The sequence below is a fragment of the Butyrivibrio sp. NATIVEDY162 genome (genome assembly GCF_045999815.1).
Taxonomy (GTDB): Bacteria; Bacillota; Clostridia; order Lachnospirales; family Lachnospiraceae; genus Butyrivibrio.
The window spans coordinates 3,463,744-3,482,287 of record NZ_CP172573.1 but is presented as its reverse complement, the minus strand read 5'-3'; the positions used below and the strand labels follow the sequence as shown (position 1 = coordinate 3,482,287).

At 41.6% G+C, this 18,544-nt stretch carries 18 protein-coding genes; 2 read left to right on the top strand and 16 right to left on the bottom strand.

Features of this window, described 5'->3' with window-relative positions; translation table 11 throughout:
* Window positions 1–42: 42 nt before the first annotated feature.
* From sdaAB to ACHCNF_RS15105, 5 genes are read right to left on the bottom strand one after another with little or no spacing between them, the layout of a single operon-like run.
* The gene (gene sdaAB / locus ACHCNF_RS15125; protein WP_408070572.1) at window positions 43–711 is read right to left on the bottom strand and encodes an L-serine ammonia-lyase, iron-sulfur-dependent subunit beta; all 669 of its coding nucleotides are present in this window, start codon (window positions 709–711) and stop codon (window positions 43–45) included.
* A 24-nt stretch (window positions 712–735) separates the two neighbouring features.
* Window positions 736–1,068 carry a LiaI-LiaF-like domain-containing protein gene (locus ACHCNF_RS15120; RefSeq protein ID WP_408070571.1) on the bottom strand — a complete coding sequence of 111 codons (333 nt, stop codon included), beginning with the start codon at window positions 1,066–1,068 and terminating at the stop codon, window positions 736–738.
* Window positions 1,061–1,735 carry a hypothetical protein gene (locus ACHCNF_RS15115; RefSeq protein ID WP_408070570.1) on the bottom strand — a complete coding sequence of 225 codons (675 nt, stop codon included), beginning with the start codon at window positions 1,733–1,735 and terminating at the stop codon, window positions 1,061–1,063. The genes ACHCNF_RS15120 and ACHCNF_RS15115 overlap by 8 nt, the downstream gene beginning before the upstream one ends.
* 1 nt (window position 1,736) lies before the next feature.
* Window positions 1,737–2,216 carry a hypothetical protein gene (locus ACHCNF_RS15110; RefSeq protein ID WP_408070569.1) on the bottom strand — a complete coding sequence of 160 codons (480 nt, stop codon included), beginning with the start codon at window positions 2,214–2,216 and terminating at the stop codon, window positions 1,737–1,739.
* The gene (locus ACHCNF_RS15105; RefSeq protein ID WP_408070568.1) at window positions 2,213–2,758 is read right to left on the bottom strand and encodes an RNA polymerase sigma factor; all 546 of its coding nucleotides are present in this window, start codon (window positions 2,756–2,758) and stop codon (window positions 2,213–2,215) included. The genes ACHCNF_RS15110 and ACHCNF_RS15105 overlap by 4 nt, the downstream gene beginning before the upstream one ends.
* A 138-nt stretch (window positions 2,759–2,896) precedes the next feature.
* On the opposite strand from ACHCNF_RS15105, the gene ACHCNF_RS15100 reads away from it, so the two are divergent.
* Complete coding sequence (locus ACHCNF_RS15100; RefSeq protein ID WP_408070567.1) at window positions 2,897–3,541, top strand: alpha/beta hydrolase; 645 nt, start codon at window positions 2,897–2,899, stop codon at window positions 3,539–3,541.
* Between the two features lie 415 nt (window positions 3,542–3,956).
* On the opposite strand, the gene ACHCNF_RS15095 is transcribed toward ACHCNF_RS15100, so the two are convergent.
* The 8 genes from ACHCNF_RS15095 to ACHCNF_RS15060 form a co-directional block, all read right to left on the bottom strand.
* Window positions 3,957–5,729 carry an ABC transporter ATP-binding protein gene (locus ACHCNF_RS15095; RefSeq protein WP_408070566.1) on the bottom strand — a complete coding sequence of 591 codons (1,773 nt, stop codon included), beginning with the start codon at window positions 5,727–5,729 and terminating at the stop codon, window positions 3,957–3,959.
* Between the two features lie 45 nt (window positions 5,730–5,774).
* Window positions 5,775–7,559 carry an ABC transporter ATP-binding protein gene (locus ACHCNF_RS15090; protein WP_408070565.1) on the bottom strand — a complete coding sequence of 595 codons (1,785 nt, stop codon included), beginning with the start codon at window positions 7,557–7,559 and terminating at the stop codon, window positions 5,775–5,777.
* A gap of 88 nt (window positions 7,560–7,647) precedes the next feature.
* Window positions 7,648–8,724, bottom strand: a complete 1,077-nt coding sequence (locus tag ACHCNF_RS15085; RefSeq protein ID WP_408070564.1) for a GTP pyrophosphokinase — start codon at window positions 8,722–8,724, stop codon at window positions 7,648–7,650.
* Between the two features lie 6 nt (window positions 8,725–8,730).
* Window positions 8,731–10,809, bottom strand: a complete 2,079-nt coding sequence (locus ACHCNF_RS15080; RefSeq protein ID WP_408070563.1) for a hypothetical protein — start codon at window positions 10,807–10,809, stop codon at window positions 8,731–8,733.
* 104 nt (window positions 10,810–10,913) lie between these two features.
* Window positions 10,914–11,663 carry a nickel pincer cofactor biosynthesis protein LarB gene (larB, locus tag ACHCNF_RS15075; protein WP_408070562.1) on the bottom strand — a complete coding sequence of 250 codons (750 nt, stop codon included), beginning with the start codon at window positions 11,661–11,663 and terminating at the stop codon, window positions 10,914–10,916.
* A gap of 22 nt (window positions 11,664–11,685) precedes the next feature.
* Window positions 11,686–13,041 carry an MATE family efflux transporter gene (locus ACHCNF_RS15070; RefSeq protein WP_408070561.1) on the bottom strand — a complete coding sequence of 452 codons (1,356 nt, stop codon included), beginning with the start codon at window positions 13,039–13,041 and terminating at the stop codon, window positions 11,686–11,688.
* 102 nt (window positions 13,042–13,143) lie between these two features.
* Window positions 13,144–13,959: an ATP-dependent sacrificial sulfur transferase LarE gene (gene larE, locus ACHCNF_RS15065; RefSeq protein WP_408070560.1), complete on the bottom strand. Its 816-nt coding sequence runs from the start codon at window positions 13,957–13,959 to the stop codon at window positions 13,144–13,146.
* Window positions 13,960–14,132: 173 nt separating this feature from the next.
* Complete coding sequence (locus ACHCNF_RS15060) at window positions 14,133–15,014, bottom strand: DegV family protein (RefSeq protein WP_408070559.1); 882 nt, start codon at window positions 15,012–15,014, stop codon at window positions 14,133–14,135.
* 262 nt (window positions 15,015–15,276) lie between these two features.
* Here ACHCNF_RS15060 and ACHCNF_RS15055 point away from each other — a divergent pair, with 262 nt between their 5' ends.
* A complete protein-coding gene (locus tag ACHCNF_RS15055; protein ID WP_408070558.1) occupies window positions 15,277–15,639 on the top strand; it encodes a hypothetical protein in 363 nt (120 codons plus the stop codon).
* Between the two features lie 171 nt (window positions 15,640–15,810).
* On the opposite strand, the gene ACHCNF_RS15050 is transcribed toward ACHCNF_RS15055, so the two are convergent.
* The 3 genes from ACHCNF_RS15050 to ACHCNF_RS15040 are packed head-to-tail and all read right to left on the bottom strand — an operon-like array spanning window position 15,811 to window position 18,516.
* Window positions 15,811–16,632, bottom strand: coding sequence for a tyrosine-protein phosphatase (locus tag ACHCNF_RS15050; protein ID WP_408070557.1), 822 nt, complete (start codon window positions 16,630–16,632; stop codon window positions 15,811–15,813).
* A gap of 26 nt (window positions 16,633–16,658) precedes the next feature.
* Window positions 16,659–17,588, bottom strand: coding sequence for a phosphotransferase family protein (locus tag ACHCNF_RS15045; RefSeq protein ID WP_408070556.1), 930 nt, complete (start codon window positions 17,586–17,588; stop codon window positions 16,659–16,661).
* Window positions 17,589–17,610: 22 nt separating this feature from the next.
* Window positions 17,611–18,516: a phosphatase PAP2 family protein gene (locus ACHCNF_RS15040; RefSeq protein ID WP_408070555.1), complete on the bottom strand. Its 906-nt coding sequence runs from the start codon at window positions 18,514–18,516 to the stop codon at window positions 17,611–17,613.
* Between the last annotated feature and the right edge of the window lie 28 nt (window positions 18,517–18,544).

Sequence of the window (18,544 nt, the reverse complement as noted above, 5' to 3'; positions counted from 1 at the left end):
TATATTTCTGCTACGACCTCCTTGCATCATTTTCCAATATCACTACAGCCTTCTTATCAAAAGGGCGTTGGTTACATTTTCCTGTTCTCTGATGTCCTCTATCAGGGAATCTGGCGGAAGTGAATCGATTTCTATAGTCATGATCGCCTTCCCGCCCTTAGCCTCTCTCGAGAGATGGAAATTGGAAATGTTTAGTTCCGCATATTTAAAGTGCATTACATTTGTAACACTTGCAATAACACCGGGCTTATCATCATGCATAACCAATAGGGTGTTGTTGTCCCCGTTGAATTCCACATTCATTCCATTTATCCTGTTGACCAGAATATTTCCGCCACCAACACTTGCGCCTTGCATGATACCTTCAGTGCCATCTGCAAGCTCGTACTTTATCAGGGCGGTATTTGGATGAGCGTCCTTTATGTTCTCTTTTCGGAAAACATATTCAATGCCTCTGCTATGGGCAATTTCCAGCGCATCCCTTATTTCAGGTGAATAGCTGTGATACCCCATAATTCCTGCCAGCAGAGCCCTGTCAGTTCCATGTCCCTTATAGGTCTGAGCGAAGGATCCTGAAAGAGTTATCTCCACTTTCTTTGGCATCTCTCCATCCATCAGTTTATTGACGACACGGCCAAGTCTCACTGCTCCTGCTGTGTGAGAGCTTGAAGGTCCTATCATTACAGGCCCGATTATATCAAAAACATTCATTTTCCATTCCTCGTAAATAAGATATCACCTAAACATTTCCGCATGCTTTATGCATATCTCGGCGATAGCCATGCTCATTGAGAAAAATCCCATTATGATCATCATGAATGCTCCCGCCTTGTCATAGACAAAGTTCTTTTTCAGAGAGCTTGCAAGCAGGACTTCAACTCCCAAAGCTATAAGAATAAGTGGCCATGCCGCAAGAATCGATTCGTAGGTAAAAAGGCCTAATGTAGTATGAAGGAGAAAAGCAGCACCGTAGCCTATAAAGCAGAGTCCCGTCGTTATTGTTCCTACGCGGTGTGTGCGCACCTGAAGGGATTCAGTATTTTTATAATCCAAAACTGTATCAGGCATTTTTCTCACCCTCCTCGCGCGTATTATCAGCAGCTTTAAAAGGTGCCGGCGTACTTGCTGCTACAGTGTTTGCAGTGCTCTGTGTGCTTGGAGCTGTGGTCATATAGCCTGGATTTTGCTCTTCAATATAAAGTGTCTTCTTTTTCCCACGAATAAGTTTAACACCTACTATTATTATTATAACCGCTACGAGAAGTCTTGGCAGAGAATAAATAAAATCTGCAACAGTATCGTACATATAATTCATACCTGTAATTTCTGCAAGAGCAGTAAGCCCATCCATAACATTGCGTATGACCATGTTCCAGATTATTGATACTCCGGCAATGATCAGCGCCCAGGCACCGATTTTCCTTGCTGATTCAGATTTGATAATTATCTTTTTGCCATCAATTATCTCATTCCAAAAATAATCATCCTGTAAGCCTGCAAATATCTCCGGTCTGCAGGTGGCTATATTTCTCGCATGAAAAAAGCTGTAAAACCACAATACAACAGGAATAAGCATAAACAAGTCACTAAGTCCCAAAAAGCCTATAATTCCTATCGCTCCCATAAAACAAGCCATCAGACTGATTCCCATTTTCATAAATCCCATGTACATCTCTGATGCTCCCGGCATAAATGCAAACACAAAATTAAAAAATCCTCTTTTCTGTACTTTCATTTCAATTCTCCTTATCCAAAGAACCATTCACGGTTCCTATTCCTAAATTAACATTCCCCATTGACTCACTCATCACATGATTTCCAAAAAAATCAGAGACGTAGTTTGTCTGCTGCCTCATATTGTCCTGCCCGGCAAGCGCCTTCTTTCTTATGGCGTTTAAGCCTTCGTTTGCTGACAGGAACGGAGCTATTATCAAAACCAGAATCGCAGCAGCCATGGCCATGCACACCTGAAATCTGAACTTTGAAAACTCCTTCTTTTTATCCTCAAATGAAATCGTCCGGTTCTCAAAATCATTATCTGAGTTTTCTGTCCTATATTCTTCCCTGCTGATAATGTTTTCCCGGGTGCTTTTCGCAAGTCTTTTTAAGACCTCTGCCTCAAAACTTATAGGTGCTTCAAGCAGTCCTGACTCCTCAGTCGACTCTATCAGCTTATTTAGTTCTTCATCGCTTAAGTATTTAAAATCGTCATTCATGCTTCAAGCCACTCCTTTCTACAAGTCTTTTTCAGCATCTCCTTAGCTCTGAAAATCCTTGTCTGTATCGTTTTAAGATTGTCACCTTTTTCTTCCGCAATCTCTTTTGCTGTCCGTCCCCTTATAAAATGCTGCAGCGCTATATCACTGTAAGCTTCCGGAAGCTCATTGCAACACCTTGTAAAGGTCATTATCACATCTTCTGTTTCATAAATATCCGCCGGATTGTTGCTGGCTGTTTTACTTGCCACATAGGCATTTTCATTTGCCGATGGCATCTCATCCTCCGCGGTTGGAACCGCTTTTGAAGCAGCACTCCTTAGATAGTCCGTACATTTATTTGCAGCTATTCTGCAAAGCCAGGCTTTTTCATTTTTTCCATCAAACTGATCCATGTGCATATATGCTGAGAGGAAGGTCTCCTGCGCAATATCTTCCGCGGTAAAATAGTCGCCGGTCATTCTCAGGCAAATGGAAAAAATAAGATTCTTGTACTCACTCATCCAGCGTATTAAGTTTTCCCTGGTATCTATTCTTTCCACCTCCCTTCTGAATTACCTCTTATATTCGGTAATTTTCATCTCTCATTACTTAAAACGAGTGTATCACAAAAATGTCTTCAATTATTTTTTGTTATAATTATAAAAATGATTTTTTTAATAAAATGTGGGGAGAAAAAAATGAACGTGTTTAAATACGGAAATCCTGACTCATCTGCAGTACTTATACAGCTTGTAGATGAGCACGACCTTGACATGATTGAAAATGAAATTGCATATATCAACGAAAATACTGCTACTGATTTTCAGATGATAGCAATAAAAATACCCGACTGGAACAAGGACCTCTCACCCTGGAGGGCACCCGCTGTCTTTGGGAAGGATGACTTTGGAGACGGCGCAGCAAGGACTCTTGAAGAAGTCTTAAAATATACTTCTGATAAGAGTAAAACCTACTATATCGGTGGCTACTCTCTGGCAGGTCTGTTCGCCCTCTGGGCAGTCTACCAGACAGATGTGTTTAGCGGAGTTGCTGCAGCATCTCCCTCCGCATGGTTCCCCGGCTTTTATGAATATATGACAAACAATGATATCAAAACAGATCTCATCTACTTAAGCCTTGGAGATAAAGAAGAAAAAGCGCGAAATCCTGTCATGGCAACCGTTGGCGACAGAATCCGCGCTATGAATACCCTATTACAAACCCAGAAAAAATCCTGCACTCTGGAATGGAATCCCGGCAATCATTTTAAGGACCCCGATATCCGAATGGCCAAGGCATTCTCTTACATATTAAACCTTACCGCCCAGCCCAAAAGTATATAGCTAAAGCCTTCCCACATCCAAATCCCCTGCAAGCCCCATTTCGTCTGCTGGCGAAGCTATTAAAACATGGGGTGTTTGTATATATGCCGCCCAAAGCATGTCTGAGTTCTATGCCTTGGAATCCATCGTTCCTCCGTTGCTTGCTCGTTATGCTCGCTTGGTTTTCTAAAATACCGACTGCCACTTTTTTTAGGCATGCTTCAAACAGTTTTCTGCGCATGCCAAAAGTGGCATTGCCGGTATTAGAAAACAAGCGCTCACATACAATCGCCGCAACGGAGAAACGAATGGTTCCAGGCATAGAGCGAGTTCTGCAGGGCGGCATATGTTTATACAAACACCCCATGTTTTAATAACCTCGCCAGCAGACGAAATGGGGCTCGCAGGGGTGTGGATGTGGGAAGGCTTTTTGTATTTATGACACAAGCTGGGCGGTGTAGAGGTGGTAGTAGTCGCCTTTTTTCTTCATGAGTTCTTCGTGAGTGCCGCATTCCGTGATGCCCCCATCGCTTATGTACATGATCTTGTCACAGCCTGTTATGGTGGATAATCTGTGAGCGATTATGAAGCTTGTTCTTCCTGAGAGCATGGCGTTCAGGCCGCGTTGCAAATCTTTCTCTGTCTGTACATCGATACTTGAAGTTGCCTCATCAAGCACCATGATGCGGGGATCGGATATAAGCGTTCTCGCAAAGGATATAAGCTGCTTTTGTCCCTGTGACAAAAGAGCACCTCTCTCCTTAACTTCTGTGTCGTAGCCGTTACTAAGTCCTGTGATAAAGGAATCAGCGCAGACAGTTTTGGACACCTCTTTGATCTCCTGCTCCGTTGCATCAAGCTTGCCATAACGGATATTATCTTCGATTGTTCCTGAAAAGATAAAGCTATCCTGAAGCATTATTCCCATCTGCCCTCTCAGGGACTTAAGAGTCACCTTGGAGATATCCTGACCATCGATCAGAATTTTACCACTGTCCACGTTGTAGAACCTTGAAACAAGGCTCACAATCGTACTCTTACCTGCACCCGTAGGTCCTACAAGTGCTATGGATTCTCCAGGCTCTACGGTAAAGGACACGTCATGCAAAACTTCCTTACCCTTTTCATAAGAAAAGGATACATTCTGAAACTCGACTTTTCCCTTAACCTCCTTAAGATCTACAGCACCGGGCTCATCTGTTACAGTTACAGGCTCATCCATCGTCTCAAAAATTCTCTCAAGATATGCAACGTTATTGATAAAGCCGTTGAATATATTTCCAAGGTTCATGATGGGCTGCCAGAATCTTGAAGCATAACTTGATATAGCAACGATTGTTCCAAGGCTCTGATGCCCGTTTGCAAATATCACCAGCCCAAAGAAATAAATGGCTGCCCTTACAAAAACTGAAATAGTGTCGATTCCCGGCCACACAAGGGTACTGTAGTTAATTGCCTTCATCCAGGTTTTTCTGCAGTCATTTGACAGCTCCCTGAAAATCTTTGCATTCTCATCCTCTCTTGCAAATATCTGTGTAATTCGTGCACCGACTATATTCTCCTGAAGATAGGCATTGAGGTTTGAATTTTTATTGGACACCATCTGCCATGCTCTTCTCTGCTTGTTCTTTATCCAGAACATGAACACCATAAGCACCGGCACACCGGCCAAAACCACGAGGCTTAGCTGTACATCCACAAGGAACATGAAAATAACGATAAAAATAAGGTTAAGGATTTCAAGTACTATATTTATAAGTCCGTTACTTAGCATATCCGAAACCGAATTTACGTAGTTGACAACCCTTACAAGTATCTTTCCGTGTGGTCTGTCATCATAGTACTGAAAGGGCAGCTGCTGAAGATGTCCAAACAGATCTTTTCTTATCTGATAGATAATCTCCTGGCTCACATTTACCATTATCTTGGATCTGATAAGTGAAAAGAGAGTGCTGAGTCCGTACAGTACAACCGACAAAATCACAAGTTCAAACAACATCCTCCTGTCAGACTGTGGTATAGCCACATCAAGAGCGGAGCGCACGATTACAGGGTTCACAAGTGCAGTGATTCCTGCGATAGCTGATAATACAAGCGCTATCACCATAGCTCCTACATGTTTTTTAATATATCCTGAAGCCCTTAGTAAATGCTTAATGTCAAAGGGCTCTTCCAATAATTCATCCTGTTTATATGTATTTCTGGCCATTTTTCATATCCTCATTTTCAATAGAAATATATGTCATCAGGCAATTTATGCACCCATCTGAAGCTTAACAAGCTCTGCATAATATCCGCCCTTTTTAATAAGCTCCTCATGTGTTCCGCGCTCGGTGATCTCGCCGTGCTGCATTATCAGTATCTGATCTGCGTCCTTGGTAGTAGATATTCTCTGCGCGATTATTATCTTGGTGCAATTAAAATCAAGATTATGGAGGCTCTCCTGAATAGCCTTCTCCGTCTCAAGGTCCACTGCCGAGGTCGTATCATCAAGGATCAGAATCGAAGGTCTTACGGCAAGGGCCCTTGCAAGGGATATCCTCTGCTTTTGTCCGCCTGATAAGCCTACGCCTCTCTCACCAACTATTGTTTCATAACCTTCGGGCATCTTTGCTATGAAATCTGAGGCCTGTGAATACTTTGCATATTTGACCACATCTTCCTTACTGAGGAACTGATCTCCATAGGCGATATTGCCGTCAATTGTGTCTGAATACAAAAGAACATCCTGCGTTGCAAGACCGATATTTCTTCTCAGCTGATGAAGGGCGATATCCTGCACATCTACTCCGTCTACAAGCACCTTTCCCCCTGTGGGCTCATAGAATCTGGGGATGAGGTGAATAAGTGATGTTTTACCACAGCCTGTTTCACCCATGATCGCAATTGTCTGTCCGGGTTCTGCTGTAAAGGAAATATGCTTAAGGACAGGGAGCTTCCCGTCAGAATACTGGAAGCTCACATCCTTAAATTCCACCTTTCCGTCAAACCTGTTATTCATAAGAGCGGTGTACTCTTTATCGACGATCTCGGGCTCTGAATAGTAGATTTCCATAACCTTTACTGAAGCAGCTGAAAACCTCTGAAACTCGTTCATAACGTTTCCAAGCTGTCTCATGGGATTCGCGATAGCCCATATAAGTCCTGAAAATGCAACATATTCACCCATTGTCATCTGACCTGCCATAAGGAAAAGACCTCCAATCAGAAGCAGAATGACAGGAAGAAGGTTTGCAAAGGTCTCGATTACAGGGAAGTATTTGAGCCATATCATGGCTGTCTTTTTATTTGTATCTCTGTAATCCCTGTTGCACTCATCAAAGATTTCAATCTCATGATCTTCCTTGGCAAAGGCTTTTACCACACGGTTTCCTGAGATGTTCTCCTGCGCCATGGTGTTCATTTTGGCAAGCTTTTCCCTCAAAAGAGCATGCATAGGTGCAACCTGGAGCTTAAATCTCATTATTATTATGAAAATGATGGGAGCAACTGCCAAAAGACACAGCGCCATCTTCCAGTTCATGAAAAGGAAATAAACGCCCACTGCAAAAATGAGTGAAAAGGCTTCCACTACCATTCTCACAACCCAGGCGATCATATGTCTTACAGCATCAAGATCTCCCGTGACTCTGGTCATGAGATCGCCTGTCCTGTAGGTGCTGTAAAATTTCATGTCCTGCCTCTGAATTTTGTCATAAATGAAATTCCTGACTCTGAACAGGACTCCCTGAGATACCATTTCATATCCCACGCAGTCCACATAGACGATGATACATCTCAAAACAGTGAAGAATATCATCATAAACAGAAGTCTGTAGAACTCATCGGAGTGAGCACTAAGATTCGCTCTGGCCTCCGGTCCTGACAGAAATTTATCTACTATCTGTGACGAAAAAAAAGGAACCGTCAGCTGCATCATGTTGTAGATGAAGGTTCCCATAACTGCAAGTACATAGATTGCCCTGTAGCCCTCCATGTTATCCCACAGCCATTCAAGCCTGGTTCTTGGAAACTCCCAGTTTTTTACTGTGTCTTTCATAAAATACCTCCTCACGTTTTTCGAAACGTTAAGGGGTATTTAATCATGAAGTACTCGATAGTTCTAACCATTTTTTGTCATCGGCCAATCATTTTTTGTCATTTTCATCAAATTCCTCTCTGAGCCCCATTATTATCCTGGCCATGCTCTCGGACTTCTTGCGATCTTCAGTAAATCTGAAGTAAATATCCCTTATCTCTTTTCCTGAGTAATCTCCCCAGATCATTTTGGACCTGAAAAGATAGAACAGCGCAGCGTTTGATGTTATCTCTTCCAAATCTGAAAATTGGAGTGCATGCTTCAAAAGCTCAAGCACGTGATCTCTCTCCTCATTAACAAGTTCATGGAGATCACCCAGATTCTCGAGTCCAAATTCCATACACATAGGAAGATAGGCCTCTGCTCCTACCTGAAGCACCTTGCCTCCTGTGAGTTCTGCCATGTCATCAAGAAGCGTCTGCATTGCAAGGCTGTGCTTCATAAATGCGTTTAGAGTCAGGATATCAAGAGTCATTGTATCTGCTGTATCATCGTGAATGCGCTGCAGAGTTTCCCTCTCATATTCACCGATGGTATCCTTTATTTTATCAAAGGTGTCATCCGCTATCTCAAGAAGTCCCGCTATACGGGCGAATTCACGGCGAACAGTTTTCGGAATTTCAAGAACTGTCTTGTAACCAAGATCGTGCTCTATCTCTGCCCATGCATGCTGAAGTATGGTTCTAAGCTGAATCTCAAATGAAAGCCCGGTAAGTTCCTCGGGATACCCCATATCCTTTCTAAGGCTGCACTGAATATGAAGTGACAGGTATCCAAATGCCTCAGGAGGAAGGCTTAGTCTCTTATCCTCGGAGTGCTCAATATCCCAGTCAAAAACCCTTTTTACTGCTTCAGCTGCCTCATCTACCTGATATAAAAAATAGCAGATTACGCGAAGCCCCAAAATATCGCTTAAATCCTCGACCTTTGAGTATCTATCGGGCTTTTTCATGAATTTTTCCTCGATAGATTCCCAGCTCTTGATTCTGCTTGGAAGCTGCATTATCCTGATATTACTTCTATCAAATTCATCCATCAGGAGTTTCTTTGCGATTTCCTCAACCTGAGCATATTTTTTTACTGCTTCATCATAATTCTGTTTTTGTATTTCCAGTTTTAAATTCATAAAGTTTTACCTGATATCTCTATTGAACACTTTTCCCAGACCTCCAAAGTTATCGAGCTTCATATTAGATGAAAACTCGTCAATCGTAAATCTGATGATTCTGCTCTGTTTTTCCCCAACAGTTATAAAATCTATATAGTTGGACAGATCTGAAGCGTAGGGTGTAAGCTCTGTGCCCTCTGCTACATAGTACATTCCGCCGGAATTAGCAGCATCCTCCGTGTCCTTTGGATTGTATCTTCCGCTCTCACGAACCACCACTTTTTCGCCTGTAAGCCTGAATTCCTTGGTGGCAGGAACCGGGAATCCGTCGGTATCTATCCTGTATACACCTGTAGGATACATAAAGCACACAGGTCCGTCAATAACCTCATTTACATGCATAAGAATAAACTCCGGATCGAGGGTGGTTTCAGGAACTACGGATAATCCAAGATCCCCGTTTTCCTCTGCGACCTTAACACCCCTATCTGTTATCTCATACAATATTCCATGAAAACTGACATCACCTGCAGGAACATTCAGGAACAGATAACTTCCCTCCGCTGTCTCGGTAAGATACACTTCAGGTGCGTGGCCGTAGAAAGGCATCTCGCAGGTCTTTCCTTCTGCAACTGCGCGCCACAAAACATCATCCTCATTTATCTCGCAGCTCATCCTGAAGCTGTGGCCGTCCCTTAGATAGTAATCCGTATTATAATCAAGTTTTGTGAAAGTCTTAACAGGATATTCCAAATAAAAATTACTGACAAGCTTGGGATTATCAGCGAATGGAAGCGTTATATGATAGCCACCATTTTCACTGCTAAGCACACCCTCATTTATGAAAAGATGAACGAATCCGTTTCCAAGGCAAAAGCAAACATCTCCATCATTTTCGATAATTGAGTCATTAATACGCTCGGATAGGTTCTCATAGAATTTATGCCCGGGGTATTTCGTTCTGATCTCTTTTTCTATAAGTGCAGGAAGTTTCTTAAGATCTCTGAAGGTTTCTGAAAATTGAAGATTTTCACCTGTCACTGAATCAATGTTGTAGGATCTGTAAGAAGTATAACCGCTGTCTTCGTCAGCATTTGTTTTGGAATTTTCCCGCACATAAAGAGAAACTACTTCTGAGTCATTTCTTGTCACAAAACACTCACTGTCATAGTACAGATCAGTTCCGTATTCATCAGGGTTTTCCTTATGAGCGATGCCGTAGTTTTTTTCTATCTCTTCTTTAGCGCTCAGGGCTTCATCCTTTTCATAGGAATTAATCCCATCAATGGCTCTGTGAAGTTCTTCTTCAGTCGGATATTTTAATTCATCAATTTTACCGAAAGCATCCGTTCTTCCAAGGTGCAACAATGGAAAGCTGATATATCCAGCGGCACCTGAATCACCAAGATCAGCATACTGTTCGTTTACAGAAATACCGATCACATCACTGCCCTTTGCGCAGGCACTTGCGAAAAGCTGTACAAAAGCCTCTTCTGCCTCTATAGGTATAAAATTCTCCTCATTATTACTTGCATAAATATTTTCTCCTGACTCAAACATTACGCCAAGAGTTGCACCATATTCATCCGATATCCCCTGCGTTTCTGTATCAATACCATTATAGGAAGCAATGTCATACTGCAAAATAATGTCCAATAAATCACCCATAAATTTTTCATCTGCTTCAAATCTTCTCTCATCCTCGCTATCAGAATCGAAAGCAGCATAGCTTCCTTTGACAGTTTTTCCGTCGAAATCAGCGCGAAGCTTCCACTGCTTTTTCCCGAGTGTCATGGTATCTTCATCGTAGAGAGTTGAAAAGTTACAGAAAAAAGATGTTATTTTAGATGATTTTATTTTTTTAGAAGCATCTTTGTTGGAATTATTTACCGTATAGCCATCATCCGTATCTTCAATTCCGGAGCTTAATGGGATTTTTTCATCTGATATGGTTTCCACAAGAAAATCAACTATATTTGTGCGCTTGGAGACCATGCTCTTTCTTGCTGCAGGTTCTTCAATATGAGTCACCTGGTAAAAAAGAACTATACAAAAGCCTATCAAGGCCGTTATAGATAATCCCACAACCATACCCTTCTTCATTATACGGATCCTTTCCTTCTGTATATATTCTAAGAAATACTGATAAACATTAGGCTAAATAACTATTAGGATCCTATAAAAAAAGTATAAATATTTTTTAGTATTTACTGATGGTTGATCATTGAAGCAAGATAGCCCGCGCCAAATCCGTTGTCGATATTAACTACACTTACGCCACTTGCGCAGGAATTCAACATGGACAAAAGTGCTGACAATCCTCCAAAGGATGCCCCATAGCCAACGCTGGTGGGAACAGCTATAACAGGGCAGTCAGCAAGTCCTCCGATCACGCTGGCAAGAGCGCCCTCCATCCCGGCGATGGCTATTATGACTCTGGCAGACATAATATCGTCCATGTGGGACAAGACCCTGTGAAGCCCTGCAACTCCTACGTCATAGAGTCTTACAACTTCGTTACCATAGACCTCTGCAGTCTTTGCGGCTTCCTCAGCCACAGGCATATCGCTTGTTCCGCCTGTGGCAACCACGATTTTTCCTTTACCGTCTTTTTCAGGAAGCTCACCTGCTATTCCCACATGTGAGAGTTCATCATATTTAAAGTCAGCAATGTTCTGCTTAAGAAGCTCTGCTGCCTCATCCTTCATTCTGGTGATAAGTACTGTCTTTTGTCCATGTTCTCTTAATTTATTTGTGATCTGGAGAACCTGCATGGGAGTTTTGCCTGCACCATATATGACCTCCGCAGCTCCCTGTCTGAGGCCCCTGTGAAAATCGGGTTTTGCAAAGCCCATGTCCTCATATGGAGCTTCTTTTAGTTTTAATAAAGCATCCTCAACAGATGTCTCTCCTGCTGCCACCTGCTGCAAAAGCTTTTCCATATCTTTTTTATCCATAGAATACCTCTTTTTCTTTTAATTACTTTATATTCATCTTGTCCATCAACACTTTTCTTGTATAGAAAAATGCCGGAAACAGAAATACATCTGCCAGGATCCATGCCAGCGGGCTTGCGAGGCATATACCTGTAAAGCCTATAGCGGGAACAAGAAGAAGAGATGCAGCTGCTCTTGCTATCATCTCACAAACACCTGCCAGTATCGCAAGCATACTAAATCCCATGCCCTGAATGAGGAATCTCACTACGTTTACAAAGACAAGAGGAATATAGAACAGGCTGTTCCATATGAGATAGGTGTGAGCATAATCAAGAACCACACTCTCGCTTGCACTCATAAAGAGCATCGCAAAGTATCTTCCAAAGAAATACAAAACTCCAAATGCCAGTACTGAATAAACACAACCAAGAATGCCTGCTGCCTTCATGCCTTTTCCAAGCCTGTCCAGTTTTCCTGCCCCCACGTTCTGGCCTCCGTAGGTCGACATTGTGGATCCCAGCGCATCAAAGGGGCAACAGAAAAACATGCCAACCTTGCCTGCAGTTGTAACTGCCGCCACGATGTCCGCACCCTGCCCGTTTACAGCTACTTGCAGCAAAACACTTCCGATTGCGGTTATGGAATACTGAAGCCCCATGGGAAGTCCCATGTTCAAAAGCTTATATACATGGTGTCTTTCAAGAGACAAGTCACGTTTTGTAACATGAAGAATGTCCACACTTTTCATAATAAAAATAAGACACAGGATGCCTGATGTCAGCTGCGATAGCACTGTCGCCAGTGCAGCACCTGTAACGCCAAGACCAAACACGATGATAAAAAGAAGGTCCAGAGCGATATTTATGAAGGACGCAATTATCAAAAACATGACAGGATGCTTACTGTCTCCAACTGCTCTTAATACGCCTGAGAGCAGATTGTACATATAAATAACCGGAATTCCGAGGAATATCACCAGTATGTATCCGTAAGCGTGTTCCATGACTTCCGCCGGCGTGTTCATAACAACAAGAATTTTCCTGCAGAAAACAGCTGACAGAAAAGTCATGGCAGCTGCAAATATCACGCACAAAATTATGGCATTCCCAAAATATCTCTTTAGTCCGTCGAAATCCTTTGCCCCAAAGGTCTGAGCAATGGGAATCGAAAAACCTCCTGATACTCCCATGCAAAATCCGATAATCATGAAATTAATGGAGCCTGTGCTTCCAACCCCTGCAAGTGCATATTTTCCCAAAAACTTACCAACTATCATGGTATCTACTACATTGTAGAATTGCTGAAACAGCATTCCCATGAGCATTGGAACGGCAAATCCCAAAATAAGCTTCATTGGTGAGCCGTTTGTAAGATCTTTCGTTGCTGATTTTGCCATATGGCACCTCTCATATTTTTACAAATTCCTGCTTTGTACATAAGAATTCTTAGTTTTTTTGTTTTTTAGACTTTCTTTATGCAGCGGCTTTTCTGTCCAAAATCATATAAGCTTGAGTTCTTCATTCATGCTACCTGTCCTGTAGCCCTTTAAATCCAAGGCCACATATGAAAAACCAAGCCCCTTAATTGTATTATAAATCTTTTCCCTGGTAGCACTTTCTAAAATCTTATTAAATTCCTCAGAAAGTATTTCTATTCTGGCCATGTTCCCGTGCACACGACACCTGGCCTGTGAAAATCCAAGATCAAACAGCAGCTCCTCAGCAGCTCCGGCCATCTTTATCTTTTCACTTGTAATTTCCTCTCCGTACACAAAACGTGTCGCAAGGCACGCAAAGGATGGTTTGGACCAGGTAGGTAGACCGAGCTTCTTTGATAATATTCTTATCTCATTTTTGGTAAGCTCCGAATCCTTTAGAGGGCTCTTTACCTTCAGTTCCTCTATTGCCTTGAGTCCGGGACGGTAATCCGTCACGTCATCTGCATTTGACCCCTCTGCCACAACACTAATTCCATTCTTTTTTGCCTCTGAGATGATTGTCTCAAATATCACCTTTTTGCAAAGGTAGCATCTGTCCGGCGGATTGTTCTTAAATCCCGGTATACTCATCTGATCAACATCAACGATAATCTGTCTTATTCCGTTTTCATGGCAGAATACTTCTGACTCCTTGTGCTCTCTTTCCGGGAAAGACACCGACCTTGCAGTGATGGCAATTACTTTGTCATCAAGAACATCCTTTGCCACCTTTAACAAAAAAGTAGAATCAACGCCACCTGAAAATGCCACTGCTACGCTGCCATATTCTCTAAGCGTACTCTGTAATCTCAAATATTTTTCATCTGCACTGTTCATATGCTCTCTCCCTGTCTGTATTACATCTATTCTTCATCACTATGTCAGCAAACTTCTTTATTATTAAATGATTATTTTACTAGTGTTCTTCTTGCACAAAAGCCATCAAATACAATGAATGTACTGATGGCTTTTAAATTTATTATGTTTCTTATATTTTTATAGTTTCTGGATTAATCCACTCTCTTTTTTCCCCAGAAAAATAATGCAACAGTTCCCGGGCCTGTATGGCTTCCAATAGTTGTTCCTATATCGTACACTTCTATCTTACCCTTCATGGCAGGAATCAGCTGCTCTATTTCTTTTATCAGCTCATCGGCATCTCCTCTGCAGGCTGACTGAGATATATAGCATTTTCCGTCATAAGAAGCCCCACCTACTGCATTTTCAAGCATTTTCTTTGCTGTAGCCTTAATTACTGCAGGCTTTCCTCTATGCTTTGATCTGGGAATAAGTTTTCCCTGATAATCAACATTTAAAAGTGGACATATTTTCAGAGCACCTCCAAACCATCCTGCTGCCTTGGAAACTCTTCCACCTCTTACAAAATAGGTCAGATCCGTAGTGAAAAACCAATGGTTCACCTCAAGTCTGTGCTCCAAAACCCAGTCCTTAAGGTCATCTATGGATAGCCCTTCGTCACGCTTATCAGCTATCTTGTCCATCAAAAGGCCATAACCTGAGGACGCAGCCATTGAATCAATTACATATATCTTCCTGCCCGGGTACCTATCCCTAAGCTCATCTGCTGCAATATTTGCTGAATTTATGGTACCGGATATTCCTGAACTTAGTGTAAGATGAATAATATCCTTCTCTTCTTCAAGAAATGGTGTGAAGTGATTAATATACTCATCAACATTTATCTGTGATGTCTTGGTCATGGCTCCATTTGCCATAGCATTGTAAAAATCATTTATCGGGAATTCACCGTTATCCATGTAGCTTTTCCCATCCACTTCAAAATGGAAAAATGCTATCTTTATATCCCTTTCTTTATAGTGATCAAAATTCAAATCTGCTGTAGAGCAGCAGCTAATTACATAATCTGACATTTATTATTACTTCCTATCGTTCAATATCATATGAGTTATTAAGCAAGTTCATTTCATAATCTTTATTTTTCTCGCTCATTTCAAAAACTATCACATTGTCTTTAAAACATCAAGAGAAATAGTGCCGATATTCTTTAGTAAGGATATTTTTAATTAACACTCATTTTATACCAATTTAATTTTATCCGTCTTTTACCCTTGCTATAATCAAAAAGGTTACGAAAATAACTAAGTGCTCTGTTCAAAAAAGGAGGATTAGTCCATGAAAATTACAGCATTTAACCCACTTATCTGTTCTACAAATCCTGAACCCATCATCAAATTGATGGAAGAACTTGGCTTTGAGATAAAGCATGAAAAAGAGGGAATCGAAGGAGATATCAAGAGTACTGATATGGTAATGGGTGATTTCCGCGTAGATGTTGCAGCTGTGCACAAGGTTCCGCAGGATCTTACTGCTATCCGCATAAATGTTGATAATTTCCAGGAAGCATATGACTATTTTATTTCAAAGGGCTTTACCAATCCAAGAGGAGATGCTGTGACAGATACCAAATCATCAAAGGCTACTCTCCTGTTCTCGCCTTCCGGATTTGCAGTTAATATCTGTGAACATACAAAATGATGCAGGTGTCAAAAGTATCTTTTATCCGCTATTCGGAAACCGTAAACGACATTAGGCAATTCCTAATGTCGTTTATGGTAAATGCTTAATGCAAAACGGAAAAACAAAAGAATATCAATATCCATATCTTCATCTCCTTACGTACTGTAAATAAGACTTGGCTTTTCGTCATCACATCAGATATTTCTCTCTAAACAGCTTCTTATCCGAATCAGAAAACCCCAGTTCTTCCCTGATATACCCTGTCACGCTCCCATACTTTTTATCAAGTGTCTCAATAGCATATTCTATATACTTTGCAAATACTCCGCCGGAAACAAAAATCATGGCATCAAGACCATCTCCATCCAGCCCCATGGCTTCAAATTTTTGTCTGGCGGCCTCTATTTTCTGCGCATTACTCTCGTTTGTCATAAGGTAATCGGCGACTATTGTATCCCTGTCTGCCCCCAAAAAGAACAGCAAAAGCATGGTTGCAATCCCAGCTCTGTCCTTACCATCATCACAATGCCATAACACCGCGCCATCATCAGGATTATGATCTGCCAAAATCTTAAAAAAGCTTTGGTATGCTTTCTTTCCTCTCTCACCCAAAAGAAATCTCACATACAGCTCCGGTCCCAGAAGCCCTCGTTCAAAAGCCATTTTATATACAGTTTCTATGTCCATGCTCCCTGAAGAAAACTGTCCTGCAATTTTACTGTCAGATAGGCTTGAAAAAAAATCCTCTATCTCAATAGCAGAAACACTTGTATAAACTGCACCTGAAATTGCCGGGTCAGGTTCTTTTTCATTCTTATTTTTCATTCGAAAGTCCACAATATGCTTAAGTTTGTACGTGTCCTGCAATATCTGTACTGCTTCCGGCAGAGCCCCTGACAGAGAGCCGCTTCTTATAAGGACCTTCTTTTTTATATATTTGTCCCCGGCAGGATATCCTCCCAGCTCCCTTGCGTTGGAAATACCGGGAAGTATTATTTCATTCTTCTGCATTGTCAAACCTCTTTTTACATTAACTATCAGGGAATGGGGTAAAGGGTATCTATCACTTTAAACAGTTTTAGTTTCGTAAGCGCCACTACCGGCAAACGCAAAAAGTTTGGTACTGAAGGAGATGTAGCCACGCCTTTTATAAGGCTTATATACTGGTATCCTCCTATTATTCTGTCAATCTCAGCAATCTCAGAAGCTGATGTTGTACCAAAGTAACGCTTTAGTATCACATCCCATATCCTTGCAAACTGCTTCCCGGTAAGTCCCATTTGGGTAGTCTTCCACTGAGTCTTGGCTGCAGAAACATATACAAGATACATTGCTGCCAGATCGAGGATCGGGTGACCAAGACCGGAATCGTCCACATCAATAAGCACTATCTCATCATTTTGAAGCATAAGATTACCCGGATGAAAATCCTGATGAATGAAGGTATTTCTCTCAGGAATCTCATCAATCAGCCGGTTTAGTCTCTCCACTTCATTTGGCTTATAAAAACCTGCTTCCTCCGTAAGTCGCACATCGTTTCTGAATCTCTCTTTTGAACTAGGCAGTGTCCCATATTCGAACTCGGTATTGTGTAGTTTTTTAAGTGTATCTGCAATCATCTGAGCGAGGTCATCAATTCTGTCGGGATGCTCTACAATCTCCTGTCCCAATGATTTGGCATTTATCATCTCATAAACAACGCCATAGTCATCGCCCACCTTCACCATATCAAAGGCAATCATAGTCGGGATGCCGTTAACAAATGCTTTCTTTGTTATCTCTCTGTTTCGATCTATCTTTTCCTTACTTGCTCTCGTAGAAAAATACACTTTAACGATAGTCTCATCATCCAGGCGGTATACCGCACCATTCCCACCTTTTCCTATAAGTTCACAGCCTTCTATAGAAATCTCACGCATAGGCTTTTCTTTTTTGATGTTATCGTTACTGATTTCTTTTTCTCCCATCTTAGTACCTCCGACTATTTCTTTATGCCACTTTGCATCCATAGGTGTAAAACAATGCAAGAACTGATACTATAAGTGCTCCTGCAGATACGTCACTAAGGTAATGAGCACCGAGTATAACTCTGGAAATTATGATAATAAAAGAGATAACAAATCCCAAAAGACCAAGCCTGAACTGTTTATCCCATAGCCTTAAAGATATCCGGGAAAGTGACTGCAACCCAATGACCATGCACGTACTTAAGATGCTGTGACCGCTGGGGAATGATCTGAACTCGCCCTTATCTATACCAAATTGTTCTATATAATCCTGGTAACAAAAAAAGGGTTTAAACCAGGGAACAAAGCCTATTCCCTCGAACCCTTGAAGAGTCAGCCTGTATCTGGGCCTGTGAAATATGCCTTTTACTATCTGAAGTAATACATAAGCTATGATAAATATTAGAAGCAGACCGATAACGCGCTTTAAAAGTTTTTCATCCGCCACACTCTCAGCAAACTTATAACCTAAATATGTCAAAGGGAAAATACTGACAAGACTTATACATAGAATGACCGGAATATTCCTGTTTAACTGCGGGTATATATACCCCAGGGAATCCTTATCAACCAGTGCCCCGGCACCGACAAAGCCCACCGCAGTTATTACAAGAATCAATAGAACACATAGAATAAATTTTAAAGCCTTTTTTAGATCAGAATGCAGGGTTCTCTCGTAGAGACACCCACCAAACAGAACGGCAAACGCAAAGAATGGATACGCTCCAATGCCTGAAATCCACATGACAACAAGGCCATGCGGATTATACAGAGCCTCGGATATCTTTTCATCATAAAAAGTCCCAACCAGAAGCAGAGTTGCATAAAAAACTATTATAAAGATATTTAGCATGGCAAGTCTCTTAAACTCATTTGTCTTACTTGTCATATCCTGTCTCCAATGTTATTTACAACAC